The organism is Nioella sp. (assembly GCF_964229645.1).
GTDB lineage: Bacteria > Pseudomonadota > Alphaproteobacteria > Rhodobacterales > Rhodobacteraceae > Nioella.
Window position 1 is genome coordinate 1 of record NZ_CAXREX010000159.1, and the last position, 16,337, is coordinate 16,337.

General features: G+C 63.4%; 15 protein-coding genes, 1 tRNA gene and 1 pseudogene. 10 read left to right on the forward strand and 7 right to left on the reverse strand.

What is annotated here, in order from left to right; genetic code table 11:
- The 7 genes from ACEQXV_RS10425 to ACEQXV_RS10455 form a co-directional block, all read left to right on the forward strand.
- Nucleotides 1-886: FkbM family methyltransferase (locus ACEQXV_RS10425; protein WP_370269059.1), on the forward strand; the 886-nt coding region annotated here is incomplete at its 5' end.
- A gap of 51 nt (nt 887-937) precedes the next feature.
- Nucleotides 938-1,414, forward strand: coding sequence for a hypothetical protein (locus ACEQXV_RS10430; RefSeq protein WP_370252684.1), 477 nt, complete (start codon nt 938-940; stop codon nt 1,412-1,414).
- A gap of 78 nt (nt 1,415-1,492) precedes the next feature.
- Nucleotides 1,493-2,248: a Fe-S cluster assembly ATPase SufC gene (gene sufC / locus ACEQXV_RS10435; RefSeq protein WP_370269060.1), complete on the forward strand. Its 756-nt coding sequence runs from the start codon at nt 1,493-1,495 to the stop codon at nt 2,246-2,248.
- Nucleotides 2,248-3,543, forward strand: a complete 1,296-nt coding sequence (gene sufD, locus ACEQXV_RS10440; protein WP_370269061.1) for a Fe-S cluster assembly protein SufD — start codon at nt 2,248-2,250, stop codon at nt 3,541-3,543. The genes sufC and sufD overlap by 1 nt, the downstream gene beginning before the upstream one ends.
- 8 nt (nt 3,544-3,551) lie before the next feature.
- Nucleotides 3,552-4,094, forward strand: coding sequence for a hypothetical protein (locus ACEQXV_RS10445; protein WP_370252688.1), 543 nt, complete (start codon nt 3,552-3,554; stop codon nt 4,092-4,094).
- Nucleotides 4,091-4,675: a YIP1 family protein gene (locus ACEQXV_RS10450; protein WP_370269063.1), complete on the forward strand. Its 585-nt coding sequence runs from the start codon at nt 4,091-4,093 to the stop codon at nt 4,673-4,675. The genes ACEQXV_RS10445 and ACEQXV_RS10450 overlap by 4 nt, the downstream gene beginning before the upstream one ends.
- Nucleotides 4,676-4,688: 13 nt before the next feature.
- The gene (locus tag ACEQXV_RS10455; protein WP_370269064.1) at nt 4,689-5,909 is read left to right on the forward strand and encodes a cysteine desulfurase; all 1,221 of its coding nucleotides are present in this window, start codon (nt 4,689-4,691) and stop codon (nt 5,907-5,909) included.
- 154 nt (nt 5,910-6,063) lie between these two features.
- On the opposite strand, the gene ACEQXV_RS10460 is transcribed toward ACEQXV_RS10455, so the two are convergent.
- Complete coding sequence (locus ACEQXV_RS10460; protein ID WP_370269065.1) at nt 6,064-7,566, reverse strand: fused MFS/spermidine synthase; 1,503 nt, start codon at nt 7,564-7,566, stop codon at nt 6,064-6,066.
- Nucleotides 7,567-7,685: 119 nt separating this feature from the next.
- Here ACEQXV_RS10460 and ACEQXV_RS10465 point away from each other — a divergent pair.
- Nucleotides 7,686-7,762: transfer RNA gene (locus ACEQXV_RS10465), tRNA-Arg, on the forward strand.
- Nucleotides 7,763-7,983: 221 nt separating this feature from the next.
- Here ACEQXV_RS10465 and ACEQXV_RS10470 read toward each other — a convergent pair.
- The 6 genes from ACEQXV_RS10470 to ACEQXV_RS10495 form a co-directional block, all read right to left on the reverse strand.
- Entirely contained in the window at nt 7,984-10,275 is a 2,292-nt protein-coding gene (locus ACEQXV_RS10470) for a fibronectin type III domain-containing protein (RefSeq protein WP_370269066.1), read from the reverse strand.
- Between the two features lie 557 nt (nt 10,276-10,832).
- Nucleotides 10,833-11,327: a hypothetical protein gene (locus ACEQXV_RS10475; RefSeq protein WP_370255392.1), complete on the reverse strand. Its 495-nt coding sequence runs from the start codon at nt 11,325-11,327 to the stop codon at nt 10,833-10,835.
- A 53-nt stretch (nt 11,328-11,380) separates the two neighbouring features.
- A complete protein-coding gene (locus tag ACEQXV_RS10480) occupies nt 11,381-12,772 on the reverse strand; it encodes a S8 family serine peptidase (RefSeq protein ID WP_370269068.1) in 1,392 nt (463 codons plus the stop codon).
- A 173-nt stretch (nt 12,773-12,945) separates the two neighbouring features.
- Nucleotides 12,946-13,536: a LysE family translocator gene (locus ACEQXV_RS10485; protein ID WP_370255395.1), complete on the reverse strand. Its 591-nt coding sequence runs from the start codon at nt 13,534-13,536 to the stop codon at nt 12,946-12,948.
- Nucleotides 13,537-13,582: 46 nt separating this feature from the next.
- Entirely contained in the window at nt 13,583-14,521 is a 939-nt protein-coding gene (locus ACEQXV_RS10490; RefSeq protein ID WP_370269069.1) for a phosphatidate cytidylyltransferase, read from the reverse strand.
- Entirely contained in the window at nt 14,521-15,186 is a 666-nt protein-coding gene (locus ACEQXV_RS10495; protein ID WP_370269070.1) for a lysophospholipid acyltransferase family protein, read from the reverse strand. The genes ACEQXV_RS10490 and ACEQXV_RS10495 overlap by 1 nt, the downstream gene beginning before the upstream one ends.
- Nucleotides 15,187-15,636: 450 nt before the next feature.
- Here ACEQXV_RS10495 and ACEQXV_RS10500 point away from each other — a divergent pair, with 450 nt between their 5' ends.
- Both ACEQXV_RS10500 and ACEQXV_RS10505 read left to right on the forward strand, forming a co-directional pair.
- Entirely contained in the window at nt 15,637-15,828 is a 192-nt protein-coding gene (locus ACEQXV_RS10500) for a helix-turn-helix transcriptional regulator (RefSeq protein ID WP_370255435.1), read from the forward strand.
- Nucleotides 15,829-16,114: 286 nt separating this feature from the next.
- A pseudogene (locus ACEQXV_RS10505) lies at nt 16,115-16,337 on the forward strand (hypothetical protein); the annotation flags it as partial.

The window sequence follows — 16,337 nt, forward strand, 5'->3', positions numbered from 1 at the left end:
TGATAAACGCCGCGCGGTCCTGACGGGGGCGCTTGCGCCCTCGCGGCCCATGCGCATCTGCGACGTGGGGGCCAGCCCCCTGTCGGTGCCGCCCTACCAGGGGCTGCTGGATGACGGCGTCGGTCATGTCTACGGGTTCGAACCCAACGAGGCGCAATTCGCGAAACTGGTGGCCGAGCCACGCCCGAACGAGACCTATTTCTGCAAGGCCGTGGGCCTGCCGGGCGAGCGGACGCTTTACGTGCATCCGACGGCGGGGTTTACCTCGCTCTTCCCGCTCGACCCGGTGGCGGTGCGCGCGATCGGCAAGGAAAAATGGCTCTCGGACCGGATCGAGCCGGTGCCGCTGACCACGGTGACGCTCGACACGCTGGCCGAGCTTCCGCAGATCGACGTGCTGAAGATGGATCTTCAGGGCGGCGAGCTGGAGGTGCTGCGCGGGGGGCTTGCGAAGCTGTCGCAGGCGGTCGCGGTGGTAACGGAGGTGCGCTTTCACCGGGTCTATGCCGGAGAGCCGCTCTTCGGCGATCTCGACGCGGAACTGCGCGCGCAGGGCTTCAAGCTGCACAAGTTCCTGTTCACCAAATCGGTGATGATGCCCCATGCCCACGAGGACCAGGTGGTGCGCCCGAAACTGACCAGCCAGCTGCTGGACGGGGATGCGGTCTATATCCGCGACGCCGATTACGCGGCCACGTTCAGCGACGATCAGCTGATGTTCCTGGCGCTGGCCGCCGATACCGTCTTCGACAGCCCGGACCTGGCGCTGCACTGCATCGACCAGCTGATTGCACGCGGCGCGGCCCCGGCGGACCTGCCGGCGGCCTATATCGCCCGGTTCCGTCATCACCAGCAGGCCAAGAACCAGGGCGGGGGGCAGGGTTGATGCTGCTCCTTCGTCCTGAAATACGCCACATTTGCGCGCCAGACTCGCATCATGAGCATGAACGAGTCGCATATTGTGGATCCGGCCTTTGCCGCGCGCGTGGCGCGGATCAGGGCGCAACAGGCCACGCGGCCCTCGGGCCCGTGCAAGCGCGCCGAGCGGCGCGAGCGGTGGCTCTACGCCCTGTCGCTCGTGGCGGCCTTCGGGATGGGCATCCTTGTGGTCTTCGCCGCGCGCTACGCGCGGTTTCACCTGACGGGCATGCTGCCCGGCACGGGCGAGATCGGGCGCTCGACCCTGGCCACCGATATCGTGCTGGCCTACCTGGCGGGCTTTGTGTTGCAGCAGCTGTTCAATTTCCGGCGGGCCGAGCATGTGGGGGCCAAGACCTTCGGCATGATCCTCGCGGTCTTTACCATGCACATGGTGGTGCACGCGGTTCCCGCGCCCTTCGAGTTCCTGTTTTCCGAGGCCTGGGTGCACCAGGTCATCCGGATCACCGATCCCACGACTATCGCGGTCTTCTAAGCCCGCGCCTTTCCCTTAACACGACCCTGCCACGCGATCTGCGCGGGCGGGGTTGCAGCGCATGCGAAAGAGGTTTTCATGCTTGAAATCAAGAACCTGCACGTGTCCCTCGAAGAAGAGGACAAGCAAATCCTGAAGGGCGTCAACCTGACCGTGGAAGCGGGCAAGGTGCATGCCATCATGGGACCGAACGGGTCGGGCAAGTCGACCCTGTCCTATGTGCTGTCGGGCCGCGACGGCTATGAGGTGACCGATGGCGAGGCCCTGCTGAAAGGCGAAGACCTGCTGGAGATGGAGCCCGAGGAACGCGCGGCAGCCGGTCTCTTCCTCGCCTTCCAATACCCGGTGGAAATCCCCGGTGTCGGCAACATGACCTTCCCGCGGACCGCCGTGAACGCGCAGCGCAAGGCACGCGGCGAAGAAGAGATGTCGGCGGCCGAGTTCCTCAAGGTGGTGCGCGAGAAGGCCAAGACGCTCAAGATCGACGCCGACATGCTCAAGCGCCCGGTCAATGTGGGCTTCTCGGGCGGCGAGAAGAAGCGCAACGAGATCCTCCAGATGGCGATGCTGGAACCTTCGATGTGCATTCTCGACGAAACCGATTCCGGTCTCGACGTGGACGCGATGAAACTGGTGGCCGAGGGCGTCAACGCGCTGCGCGATGCTGGTCGTGGCTTCCTTGTCATCACCCATTACCAGCGCCTTCTCGACCACATCAAACCCGACGTGGTGCACATCATGGCCGATGGCCGCATCATCAAGACCGGCGGTCCGGAACTGGCGCTGGAGGTCGAGCAGAACGGTTATGCCGACATCCTGGCGGAGGTCGCGTAATGGCGAACCCGGCAGTCAAGCAAGACCCGCTGGCCGCCCGCATCGCGGGACTGCGCGCGCCCGAGGGCGCGGGCTGGGCCAACGAGGCGCGGTCCGAGGCGCTGGCGCGTCTTACCGCGATGGGACTTCCCCGCACGCGCGACGAGTATTGGAAATACTCCGACCCCACCACGCTGAACCAGCCCGAGGCACCGCGCGCGGGCCTGTTCGTGACCGATGAGGCGATGCCCTTTTCGGATGTGGACCGGCTCCGGATCGTCTTCGTCGACGGCGTCTTCGATGCCGAGGCCTCCGACGACCTGGCGATGGACGGGGTCGAGATCGAACGCCTCTCGGACGCGCTGTCGCGCGACATCCACTGGGCGCGCGACCTTTACGGCGTGCTGGAAACCCGCGGGCAGTCGCCTGTTGAACGCCCGCTGGCCGCGCTCAACACCGCTTTTGCGACCGATGGCGTGGTGATCCGGGCAACGGGCCGGGCCGCCAAGCCGATCAGCCTGATTTATCTTCACAAATCAGAGACTTCCGACGCGATCCTGCATCACCTTGTGAAGGTTGACGAAGGGGCCGAGGTCACCGTTCTTGAAAACGGACCGGCGGCGGCGCGCTTCTCGAAATGCATGGAGGTCGACGTCGCCGATGGCGGCAGCTTCCACCATGTGCGCGCGCAAGGGCGCGACCACGAACGCCGCGCATCGACGCATATGTTCTCTCGCCTCGGGGCAGAAGCGACCTACAAGTCCTTCACCCTGACCGTGAACGGCATCCTGACCCGCAACGAACAGGTGGTTGAGATCACCGGCGACAACGCGGTGGCCCATATCGCGGGCGCGGCCCTTGGCGACGGGGCCACGGGGGCGTTTCATCATGACGATACCGTCTTCGTGACCCATGACGCGGTCGATTGCGAAAGCCGGCAGGTGTTCAAGAAGGTGCTGCGCAACGGGGCCGAAGGCGTGTTCCAGGGCAAGATCCTGGTGAAGCCGGACGCGCAGAAAACCGATGGTTACCAGTTGTCGCAGTCGCTGCTGCTCGACGAGGATTCCAGCTTTCAGGCCAAGCCCGAGCTGGAGATCTATGCCGATGACGTGCAGTGCAGCCACGGCTCGACCACCGGTGCGATCGACGAAGAGGCGCTGTTCTACCTGCGCTCGCGCGGGGTGCCGGCAGGGGCCGCGACCGACCTTCTGGTCCTGGCCTTCCTGGCGGAAGCGATCGACGAGATCGAGGCAGAAGAGTTGCGTGAAGACATCCTCGCGCGGCTCGAAGGCTGGCTCGACCGCCACAGGGGGTAAGCGCGCCGATGGCCGTCACCACGCAGATCTTGCGCAGCTATATCAGGCCCCGGCAGGTTGTCCGGGGCCTCATCGCCGCCAACAGGGGCGGCGATCGTCCCGAGGCGCGGGGCTTCATCTACCTGATGGTGGGGCTTCTGATCATTTTCATCAGCCAGGTGCCGGACCTGATCGGTGTCGGGCTTGCACCCACGGAACTGTCGCAGGCGGCGCAAGGCGAAGACGGACCCGCGCCGATGGATGCGCGCCTGGCCATCGCGCTGTTCAGCTGGCTCTTCGTCTGGCCGCTGATCCTCTACCTTCTGGGTGGGCTCAGCCACCTGGTGGCGCGCCTTCTGGGCGGGCAGGGGCAGGGGGTCGATGCGCGGCTGGCGCTCTTCTGGGCCGTGCTGGCAATCTCGCCGCTGTTCCTGCTGCGCGGCATGGGCAGCGTCAGCCAGTCGGTCGAGCTGGTCAGCGTGGTCAACTACGCCATCGCGGCGGGCTTCTTCTGGATCTGGATTTCCGGCCTTGTCGAGGCCGAGGCCCGCGTGCCACAGGATAGCGCATGAAATTCCTGCTTGAGCTTCCGGCGCTTCTGAAACTGGCGCGCCAGTCCGTGTCGGACCCGCGCGGCGGGGCCCGGTTCATGATGGGGCTGAACCTGCCGCGGGGCATCCTGCTGCAGTTCTACCTGCTGCAACTGGTGCTTTCGGCGATGAGCAAGCTCGTCTTCTTCCTGCTCATGCCGCTGCCTGAAGGCATCGATGCGCCCACGGATGCGGTGATGAGCTTTACCGCTTTCGAAGGCATGGTCGGGCTGATGATTGCCTTTGGGGCCCATAGGATCGGTCAGTTGTTCGGCGGCAAGGGCACGTTCGACCAGGCGCTGACCCTGGTGATCTGGGCCCAGTTCATCCTGCTGGTGCTGAGCGTGGTGCAGATCCTGGTGCTGCTGGTGCTGCCGCCGCTGAGCGACATCATCACCATGCTGGCGCTGGCGCTGTTCTTCTGGCTGATGGTGAATTTCGTGACCGAATTGCACGGCTTCACCTCGCCCGGGCTTGTCTTCGTGGGGATCCTCTTTTCCCTCATGGGGCTGGCCATCCTGCTGTCCATCCTGTTTTCGGCCATGGGGCTGAGGTTCGTCTGAGGAGCATCCGAAGATGTATGACGTCGAAAAAATCCGCACCGACTTCCCGATCCTGTCGCGGCAGGTGAACGGCAAGCCTCTGGTCTATCTCGACAATGGTGCCTCGGCCCAGAAGCCGCAGGTGGTGATCGATGCGGTGACGCGCGGCTATGCAGAGGAGTATGCCAACGTGCACCGGGGGCTGCATTTCCTGTCGAACCTGGCGACCGAGAAATACGAGGCCGTGCGCGGCACCGTTGCGCGGTTCCTGGGGGCAAAGGATGAAGACGAGATCGTCTTTACCTCGGGCACCACGGAAGGCATCAACCTGGTGGCCTATTCCTGGGCCATGCCGCGCATGGAGGCGGGCGACGAGATCGTCCTGTCGGTGGCCGAGCACCACGCCAATATCGTGCCCTGGCATTTCCTGCGCGAACGCCAGGGGATTAAGCTGGTCTGGGTCGATGTGGACGCCAATGGCGACCTCGACCCGGAGGCGGTGCTGGCCGCGATCACCCCGCGCACCAAGCTGGTGGCCGTGACCCATATGTCCAACGTCCTGGGCACGGTCGTCGATGTGAAGAGCATCGTGGCGGGGGCCAAGGCCAAGGGCGTGCCGGTGCTGGTCGATGGCAGCCAGGCGACCGTGCACATGCCGGTCAACGTGGAGGAGATCGGTGCCGACTTCTACGCCATAACCGGGCATAAGCTTTATGGTCCCTCCGGGTCCGGCGCGATCCATATCCGGCGCGCGCGCATGAACGAGATGCGCCCCTTCATGGGCGGCGGCGACATGATCCGCGATGTCACGCGCGAGATGATCACCTATAACGATCCGCCGATGAAATTCGAGGCGGGCACGCCGGGCATCGTGCAGCAGATCGGGCTGGGGGTCGCGCTCGACTACATGATGGGGGTGGGGATGGACGCCATCGCCGCCCATGAAAAGCGGCTCTGCGCCTATGCGCGCCAGCGGCTCGATGGGCTGAACTGGCTCAATGTGCAGGGAAAATCGGCCAGCAAGGGCGCGATCTTCAGCTTCACGCTGGAGGGGGCGGCCCATGCCCATGACATCTCGACCGTGCTGGACAAGAAAGGCGTTGCGGTGCGGGCGGGCCATCACTGCGCACAGCCCCTGATGGAGCATCTTGGCGTGACGGCCACCTGCCGGGCGAGTTTCGGGATGTACAATACCGAGGCCGAGGTCGATGCGCTTGTCGAGGCGCTGGAGCTTTGCCACGAGCTCTTTGCATGAGGCCAGGTAAGGGTCGACGCCTTCGGCGCCGACCCGCGCGATCCGACGCGGATCGCGGGTCGTTTTCCGCTGCGGAAAACGATTGGGGGCGCTGCCCCCGTCGCCTGGCGGCGACGCCCCCGGGATATTTTGGGAACAATGAAGGGTTGTGCGGTCAGTCGGGCCGGCCGATGAGGCGGTCGATCGGGGCGTAGTCGTCGGTCAGGATGATGCCGCGTGTTTCCGCGATCCGGGTGACGAAGCGCTCGCCCAGGGCGCCGAATTCCATGCGGAAGGGCATCGGGGCAGAGAACCCGTCGAATTCCGAGGGCGCGTTGCCGGCCGCGATGACGAAAACCATGCGGCTGCCTGGCTCGGGCTGGACCGCCTGGGTCCAGACTTCCACGCTTGGGAAGACCTCTTGCAGGGTCAGCACGATGGAGCCGAGCGCCTGCAACCGGTCCTCGTAGTCGATCACGTTCATCAGGAAGGTGCCATCCCCGGTCAGCCGGGCGCGGGCCAGTTCGAAGAATTCGCGCGTGACGAGGTGAACGGGCACGACCACATCTGTAAAGGCATCGCCGATGATGACGTCGTAGAGCTGGTCGGGGCGGGTCAGCAGGGCGCGCCGCGCGTCTTCGTGCAGGATGGTGACGGTTGCGGGATCGAACCAGAAGTCCTGTTCGGCAAGCGCGGTGACGGCGGGATCGATCTCGGCCACCACCATCGGGCCGGTGCCGTGTTCGGTGAAGGCGCGCGGGATGGAATAGCTGCCACCCCCGATGAAGAAGCTGGTGAAGTCCGCGCGCGGGGCCCGGCGGCGGGCCAGTTCGTCGAGCATCGCTGCATGTTCGGTGAACATGACCGTGGGGACGTCGCGTGCGCTCATCCCGTGGCCGAGATGGTCGATGACCATGAGATGCACGGGGCTGGCGGGATCGGCGGACATGTCCACAGTCCGGATGCAGAAGTAACGGCTTTCCACGGTGCAGGGGTTGGGCGTGGCCAGCGCCACTCCGGCCAGGACCAGGGCGGCAAGCGCGGCGCCCCCGGCCAGGATCAGTGCGCGGGAGCGCGCGAGCCAGAACAGGAGCAGCCCGCCGATCACGTAGGTGATCGTGACCACGGCAAGGGTTGCCGCCGTCCCGAGCCAGGAGAGGAAGAGACAGCCCGCCAGACGCGTGCCCGCGATGGCCCCGATGGCGCCCGCGGCAAACATGGCGCCAAGCGCGCGGCCCTGCCTGTCGGGCGCGGCCTGGCTGACCGACACATGGGCGAGCACCGGGGCGGGGACACCGGCGAAGAAGGAGGGCAGGAAGAAGACCGCCATGGTGATGGCAGTGATGCCCCAGACCGGATGTCCCACGCTGTCCAGACGCGGCGTCGCCAAGAGACGCAGGAGGTTCACCGCCCCGGCCGTGGTCAGCGCCGCGGCCAGCAACGCACCGCCCGTCCAGGCCAGGGCCCGGTCCACAGGACGCTCGGCCAGCCGCCCGCCCCACCAGTGCCCGGCGGAAAACCCGGCCAGCACCACGGCGATGATCGAGGTCCAGGTATATAGCGACATGCCCACATGCGGTGCCAGCATCCTGCCTGCCACAATTTCCACCACCAGCGAGGCCGCTGAAACGGCGGTTTGAAGCGTCAGAAGCAGCCAGAGCGGCGTCGGGCGGGTCATGGGCATGGTCCTCGTTTGGATCGGGTCATAGTGCCCGGCCAAAGCGCAGAGGCAAGGGCAAAACCCGCGCGATTTGCAATTGCGGCGCAGGTCGGGATGTCCTATACGCGCCCCACGCGGCACCCGTAGCTCAGCTGGATAGAGCGCTGCCCTCCGAAGGCAGAGGCCACAGGTTCGAATCCTGTCGGGTGCGCCATTTCCTCCCCGTTATGAACGCGCAGTCTTTCCCGGGGGCGGGCAGACCGCTGCGGGTTGCTCCTGTCAGTCAGCGCGAAAAGGGGCGTGCGCGGTGGCGGGACATTCAGCGAAGGCGTCGGGACGGGGATGCCTCGGGTCTTCAGTGGAAACGGGAGGCCTCCGGGCCCCCCGATTCACGTGTCATGGCATGATGAATGGTGAAGGGTGCCGGGGTGCCCCTCAGAACCTGTGTTCGAACCGGAGCCGGAAGCTTGTCCTGGTCGCATCGCCGACCCAGTCGCGCATCAGGCGCATGTCCAGCGAACCCAGTCCGTCGTTGTAGGCGCTGGACAGGCCCAGCTCCAGGCCGGTGCCGCAGGTGCTGTCGGAGGTCGCCATACGCAGCTCTTCGCAGATCAGGCGTGGCGAGAAGCTGAAGACGGTCTCGGCCCGGGCAACCGGCCCCCCGTCCATCGAGACCTGGATCTCGGGGCGGAAGGTCAGGCTGGCGATGGAGACATCCCCGGCATCGAGGCTGAGCGTGTTGTCCACGACCCCGTAGGCGGTGCCGGTGAAGCCCACCTGGCCGATCTGGGTGCGGCCATAGCTGAACGCCAGTTCGGGCAGGAAGTCATATCCCGGCCGCGAGATGACGCCGGTCACTGCGCCTCCCACAGACACCGTCCAGGTGCTGTAGTCGCTTTCCAGGGCAAGAACCCCGTTGCTGGCCTGAAGGTCGTTCTGACCGGCCCCGAGCGTGGCATAGCCATCCAGGAAGAGGCTCTCGCTCAGCGCATGGACGGCATAGGCGCCAACAGTCATGCCATAGCGGTCCTGATCCCCGGCAAAGCTGCCTTCAAGGTTGGAACGCGCCAGCTCGGCCCCGATGAAGTAGCCCAGCATCGTGGCATCATCGACCATGCGTTCCCAGGCAACCCGCGCGTCCAGCGTGGCGGTGGTGGAGCCGCTCTCCTCGTCGCGCTGAACCAGGAAGTCCCCGAAGATGAGACGCCGCGTGCCGGTCTCGGCATCACCCGATTGCTGGAAGAAGCTGCCTTGGGTGCTGATCCCGTCCCGCGTGGCGATGAAGCTGCCGTCGATGTCGAAGGGAATGTCGCGGGAAGCCTGTCCCTGCTGGCTGCTGACGAGGCGCCCACGTGCATCTCTCATCATGTTCTGGTTCATGGCGAGCAGCGTGTTCAGCGACCGCATCGCATCGGCCTGAACCATCTGCCGGATCACCGTTTCATTCGCGGCGAAGTCGGTGGCGGGGGTGGCAGAGGATGCAGGTGTCACATTGACCGCAACGGACTCGGTGCCGTTGCCGGCACTATTCACCGCCCGAAGCTTGATGGCATAGGTCGTGCCATTGGTCAGGCCAGTGATGACTACAGGGCTGCTGGTCGTTCCGGCCGAGACCCAGGAGCCGCCGTCGATCTGGTATTCGTAATCGGTGATCGAAGCGCCGCCGTCGTTCGCAGGCGCGGTGAAGGCAATCGAGACCTGAGCATCCCCCGCCGTCGCAACCAGGTTGGTCGGGGCAGAGGACACGGAGGCAGTCCAGTTGGACACGGCAATCCCGTTCCCGCTCGTGTCGGAAATATCAACAGACGCAGCCGCCCCCGTGGCCCAGTTGTCCGCGGCAGCGAGATTGTAGGTCGTTCCATCGCGAGACGTGCCGCCATTGGCATTCAGAAGCGCCGCAACGGCGGTCAGATCGGCACCGGACAGCGTGACCGAGAAGCCCGTGGAGGAGGTGATTTCCACATCCGTCGCAGAGGTCAGCGTGTAGCTGGCCCCGCCCTCGCCGGTGAATGTCAGGGCAGAGACATCGATGTCGTTCGCGGCACCCGTGTTGGACGGAATATTCATGCCTGTCACGGTCAGCACGCCGGTCGCAAGATCGAACACCGCGCTGCTGATGGTTGGGCTGGACACGTTGCTGACCGTGATGCCGTTGCCCGTCAGGTCTGCTAAAAAACCCGCGTTGGCGGAACCGGGTATCCAGTTGCCTGCAGCAGCAAGGTTATAGGTCGTGCCATCATCCGACGACAGGCCGTTCTTGTTCAGGATGCCTAGCAGGGCGTCCCGATCTGCCGCGTTCAAGAGCACGGTGAAGGACGTGGCTGACGTGATCTCGACATCACCCGAAGTCAGTGTGTGGGACGTCGAGTTCGCACCGGAAATCGACAGCATTGAAACATCGATATCATTCAAGGCGCCCGCGTTCGAGACGAGGTCCGCGCCGGTCACAACCAGGGCCCCCGTCGCGGCATCGAATGTTGCGCCTGTAATTACCGGGTCAGGCGGGGACGTCACGGAGAAGGTGATACTGTCTATATTGACCCGATTGGTTAACTGGTCGCCATCGTAATTGTAGAATTCCAGCCTGGAGACGTTGACAAATGACGACAGGTCACGTCCGGGGCTGAGATTGGTCCAGGTGTTGGATGTCGTCCAGTTTGAATGCCCGCTGATAAAGCTTCCAACCGGATCATAGGCCGCAACGGCGAAATTGCTGCCCCCGTCCATTAGGTAGTGAATCTGCTCGATGTTGACTGGAGTATCGAAAGAAACAACCAGCCGCCCTGAATTGTAAAGCTCCTGGGCAATTACGCCGTTGAATGCATCGACATTATCGGATGTGGCAGTCCAGGTTAGTGTTACCCCATTGATTGTGAAGGAAACATTTGCGCTCGTCTGGTCTGGAACCGTAAACGCCAGTGCCATCCTGAAGGGGGCAAAAATGCTAAGGAAAACCGCAAGAACGAAGAACCTGAGCGACGGCATGGCGTGATCTTTCATAAGACTTCAAGAATCTTTCTGCATGTGGCGATATTCTCAGAATATGTTCATGCATAGGGACTTCGATCAACTCGGTTGTCGCTTGGGCTTTCTGATGTGTCTATTTTATTAGTTCCTTGGTTGGATTTGGAAATTGAAAGTGAACCACCAATGCGGAAAGATTTTTTCAACAGATGGCTTGCTTATATTTATTCAAAGGTGGCGTCGTGGTTCACGGGGCGCTTCATCTTCAAGTAATTTCCTGATCCCTTTGCGCCCGTTCTGTGGAAACGGTGCCTTCAACACTAGAAAACGTATTCGAAGAATACGCCCACCCGGTCTATCCCGATGTCCCGCTGTGACAGGGCAGCGGCGGTCGTGTTGAAGTCATAGCTGTAGAGTGGGCTGCTCGGTGTCACGCCGTGATAGCAGTGGAACTGGCGGCCGATCGCGTCGGTGCAGGGGCGATGCGTGATGGGGCCTTCGTAATGGCCGGAGAGGGAGAGGGTCACGCTCCAGCCGTCGTCAAGTGCGATGCGGTGGTCCACGCTGAGCGAGAGCGACGCTGCGCGCGTCAGCTTCGGGGCTTCGAAGGCGCTGGTATATCCGATGACGACAGAGGTGTGATCGCCGAAGAGTAGCCCGAACTCGGTCTCAACCACCCGGCGAACGGGTTGGTAGAATGCCGTGCCCGAGGTCTCGGCGCGCACCCCGTAGGAGGCCGTGTAGCTATAGCTGTAGTCGTGTTCCGGCGCGTTGTTGAAGCTCAGCCCAAGAAGCAGGAAAACTGGCCAGTCCATGGCTTAGCCTCCAGCGGGAAGAGGGCTGGGCCATGCGCCACTGCGCGTTATGGTCATTCGAGCAGCCCGATCGGGTTGAGCGCGGCATTGGCATCGACAAGGCCATGGCCATAGACCGGGTCGACGCCCGGTGCCCCAAGGTCGTAGCCCGTCTGCAGGATAAGCCGCGTGCGTTCCTGGGCGGTCAGGTTCGGGAATTTCTGCACCGTCAGCGCCACGACACCGGCCACACGCGGGGCGGCAAAGGACGTGCCTTGCGCGCCGTCGATCACCGAATGTCCGTCGGCCACCATGAAATAGTTCATGGCCTCTGATCCCGCGGAAAAGGAATACCATTCAAGGTCATCGGCCGCGCTGTCATAGGAGCCGACCCAGATCGACCGGTCCAGGTAGCTGTAGGAATTGGGATCGAGCGCCCCGAGCACCGGGCTGCAACTGGCAGCGGTATATCTGAGCGATGCACCGGAGCCGGTGGTCTCACATCCGGCCGCGCCCCCTCCGGAATAGGTCACGGCCCCCTCGTTGCCCGCGGCATAGACCAGCACGGCATTGGGGTTCTGGTCACCGATCCCCTCGTAGTAATAGGCCGCGAAAGCCCGAACGAAATCGATCGAGTCCTCATATGTCGCGTCATCGGAGAAATCGCCGGCCTGACCGAATGACCAGTTCACCACGTCAATCGTCGGGAAGGCATTGCTGCCCGCGTAGTTGAACGTGGAATGCTCGGTCCATGCATAGGTTGCCTCGGGCGCAACCGCCCAGGAACTGTAGTAGCTAATGAACCCATGCGTGAAGCTTCCGTTGTCGAAGCCCTGCGCGTTGGGGCCGAACTCGTCGATGATATTCACCTCCGCGCCAAGCCCGGTCCATCCTGCCGCATGGGCCTGTGCCAGCCCCCGCACATTGATGTTGCCGTAGGACAGGTCGATGCTGTGGCCAACGGCATTGTCGGTCGCGAAAGTCGTCAGGTCTGCTGCCCTGCCTGCCAGCAGGGCAGGGACATCGGCATTGGATGGCGCGCCCTGGTTGTAATCGGCGGTGGCCCCGTTGCCGGTGATGATCGGAGAGCCGCTGGCCGACAGGATCTCGTTCACGATGGTCGTCTCCGAGCTGCCCTGGAGGACGGACCAGGTGATCGCCCCGGTGGACGGATCATAGGTGATGGTGAGTGAATTGGTGGAATAGCGGTAGAGACCGTCCCCGCCGCGCAGCAGGACGATCTGAAGGTCGATCGCCGAGGGCAGGGCAAAGCCGCTCGACCTTGTGCTGACCGTAATCGTGGAGCGATCCGCCGATATTGCCGTGACGGTAAACGTCTGTCCGGCATGGGTGAAGATATCGCCAACCATAAGCTCCCCATTCGCGCCGCTGCCCGTGATCGTGCCGCCGCCACCGCAGGCCGACAAAACGCAGAGCGCCGCGACCATTAGACAAGCGAGACGCAAATTCGATGTCGCCTTTATCTTTTCGAGCATTTTAATCCACCATAAGACATTGAAAAATAGATGATTCCCTGTAGATTCAGTATCGGGTTCCGCAGGGAATTTCTCAATCTCCGGCAAGCGAACAGAGTCGAGCTGGCGCGTGTCCGCGCATGTCAGGGAAGCGGGGCAGAGCCTCAGAGCTGGAAGTAGATCGCCAGCAGGACGACGCCCATCATTGCCGAGGCCATGCCGATATTGATGATCCGATGCGCCCGCTCGGACATCTCCAGCCGGTGCAGCAGAACGCCGGCCCAGAGCCACAGGAAATGAATGGGCACCCAGATCGCGTTCATGATCAGGAACTTGATCCCGATCTCGGCCATGTAATTGGCGGGCAGGAAGGCAAATCCGGTGAAGAAGGCGGTGTTGACCGCATAGGCCTTGGGATTGACGATCTGAAGCAGGATGCCGCCCCCGATGCCGGGCGGGCGGGCCTTCTCGATAAAGGCCAGGCGCGCGCCCGCGAAGGCGATGCGAAAGGCCAGGTAGGCGAGGTAGCCGAAGGAGACCACGAAGAGCAGCAGCCGGATGCGCGGATCGGCCAGGATCAGCGCCGCCAGCCCGCTGACCACGGCCAGTGCGACGAGGTTGGTGCCGAGGAAGAGCCCGATCACGTACTGCGTGCCCGCCCGGTAGCCAAAGCCCGCGCCCACGCCAGCCGTCGACAGCACGCCCGGGCCGGGAGTGATGATCAGCAGGAACACGGCGAGGGCGAAGGCAAGCATGACCCCGGTGTATCCGCAGGGCAGGCCGCCCGCAACGGGCGGCGCATCAGGCCGATAGCAACAGTTGCACGTGATAGAAGACGGGGGCGGCGAAGATCACGCTGTCCAGTCGGTCCAGCAGCCCGCCATGACCGGGGATGAGATGGGACCAGTCCTTTACCCCCCGGTCGCGCTTGATCGCGGCAAAGACGAGCCCGCCCATCATGCCGCTGAGCGAAGCAAGCGCCGCCAGTGCCGCCGACTCTGCCGCGCCAAAGGGCGTGATCCAGGTCAGCAGCACCCCGGCCAGGGCAGAGGCAGCGATGCCGGTGGCCATGCCTTCCAGCGTCTTGGGCGAAAGCCCGGGCGCTATCCTGCGATGGCCGAAGCGGCGCCCTGCGAAATAGTCGGCCAGGTCGCCGATCTGCACCACCATGACGAAGAACACGATCAGCAGAACGGTCTGTCCGCTGTCCCCGTTTGTCTGCGCATTGAGCAGCGCGGGCACGTGGCTGATGCAGTAGACGCAGATCATCAGCCCCCATTGCGTTTCGGCCACGCGGGTCAGGAAGCGGTCGGGACTGCCCCTGAGCGCGCTGATGATCGGCAGCAGCAGGAAGGCATAGACCGGGATGAAGACGGTAAAGAGCCCGGTCCAGCCAAGCCCCACGAACAGGTATTGCAGCGGCAGGATCAGGAAGAAGCCGAGCGCCAGTGAAAGGTGATCGGCCTTGTTCTTGTAGGTGAAGGTCAGGAATTCCCGGAGCGCGGCGAAACTTGCAAAAAGGAAGAGCAGCATCAGCGCCACGGGGCCCAGAAGCGCCGTGATGGTGAAGAGGATGACCATCACCCACCACGAATGCACCCGGATCAGGAAGGACTCCACGTCATGATTGGTCTTGCCGTGCGGCACCCTGCTGCGCAGTGCCTCGCCCATGGCCGTCAGCACCACGAGGATCGCGAAGACGCCGAAGAAGAGCAGCAGGATATTGGTATTCGTTCCCATCAAGATCCCCTGTGATGCGGGGGCGGGGCGAGGGCGACCAGGGCCTCGGCCGCGCGGGCCAGGAAGGCATCCTTGCTTTCGTCTTCTTCTACATGAACCGGCGCCCCGAAGGTGACCGTGCAGATCAGGGGCAGGGGGATCACTTCGCCCTTGGGCATGATCTCGGTCAGGTTGGCGACCCAGGTGGGCACCAGGTCGACCTCGGGATGCGACAGTCCGATATTGTAGAGCCCGGCCCGGAAGGGCAGCAACGGGTCGTCGGTCATGTTGCGGTTGCCTTCGGGGAAGATGATCAGGCTCGCCCCCTCGTCAAGCGCCGCGCGGATGGCCAGCATCGGGTCCTCGGTCCGCGCCTCGGGACGGCGATCGACAAGAACGCAGTTGAAGACCTCGGGCCCGACGAAGGCGCGCAGCCGGGTCTTCAGCCAGTAATCCGCCGCCGCCACGGGGCGCGTCTTCCTGCGCATATGGCTTGGCAGCACGGTCCAGATCATTGGCATATCCGCGTTGGACACGTGGTTGGCGTAATAGACGCGCTGCTTGTCGACGGGTTCGATCCCGCGCCAATCCGCGCGCACCGCCGTGATGAACCGCGCGACCAGGGCCAGGAACTGGCCGGTCAGCCGGGCGGCGATCCTTCTTAGAAAGGGGCTGTGCTGCGTCATATCCAAAGTGTTGCCCGGACTTTCCCCAAAAGGGAAGGATTTCGCGCGTCCTCGCAATCGCTGCACGGTGCCGCGCAATTCGAAGCCCGGACGTCATGGGCATGCGTCAGGGCATCTCCGGCGCTTGGATGCGCGGACAGTCGGACATCTCGGCGTCTGATCAGGGCAGGTCACTTGGGATTGTGGCGGAGGAAGTGCGCTTCCAACCGGACCGTCTCCTGTGACCCCTGAGGAAGCTCCGGCAGGCTAACGTGTCCTACGGATTTCTAGGGAACATTTCGCAATTTGACGCCGGTTCACCGGGCAATTCGCTGCTGCGCCCAATGTCCGAGGGACGTAGTCCGCAACGCGAAGAGCCCCGCAACGCACTGACTTGAATAGGTTTTCTTTCTACGCATTCGTTGTCGTGCGACCACGGTGGTCGCTCGAAAGGAAACGAAAATGCGAGAAATGTGCCTCAGTCAAATCGAGCTGGCTGCTCGATGGAGAATTAGCCCAAGGACACTTGAGCGGTGGCGGTGGATCGGCGATGGGCCGCGCTTCATGAAGCTCGGCGGGCGGGTGATTTATCGCGTCGAAGATGTGCTGGCGTTCGAACAGCAAGAACTGCGAGATTTGGAGGAGATAAAGGCTGGGCGCTGAAAACGGCGCTGGCATCGTCAGCCAAGCCCTGCGCGGCGACTATTTCTGACCTGCGCAGGGAAGTTACGTGCGCCGAATAGCCTGCAGTTCGCCACCACGCACCATTCCGCCCCTCCGGCCGAACCCATAACCTCCATCCACATCTGCAGATAGAACCCCGTTCGAAAACAAGCACTTTACGCGCAATTTCGATTGCCCGCTTTCCTCCCGTCAGTTAGCGTCATCGAGAGCACAGAAAATGGGCCCGCATAGTTTGCGGGTCCACCGATCTGGCCCGGAGGTGATTTTGGAGAGCGACCGGTCGGAACTTCGCTGGGGTGTCGAGCAGCGCCTAGAGTTCATCGAGTTCCGCCTGTTCTGGGAACCCAGCACGATCACCGATGGCCGTTTCCGACCGGAACGCCTGCGCACCCTGCGCACCCTGCGCACCCGCCTGTCGGCCGCCTACAAGGGTAGCCAAGAGCCAAGCACATATGTTCACACTGTTCGCGCTCGGCGACTTGTTCCTG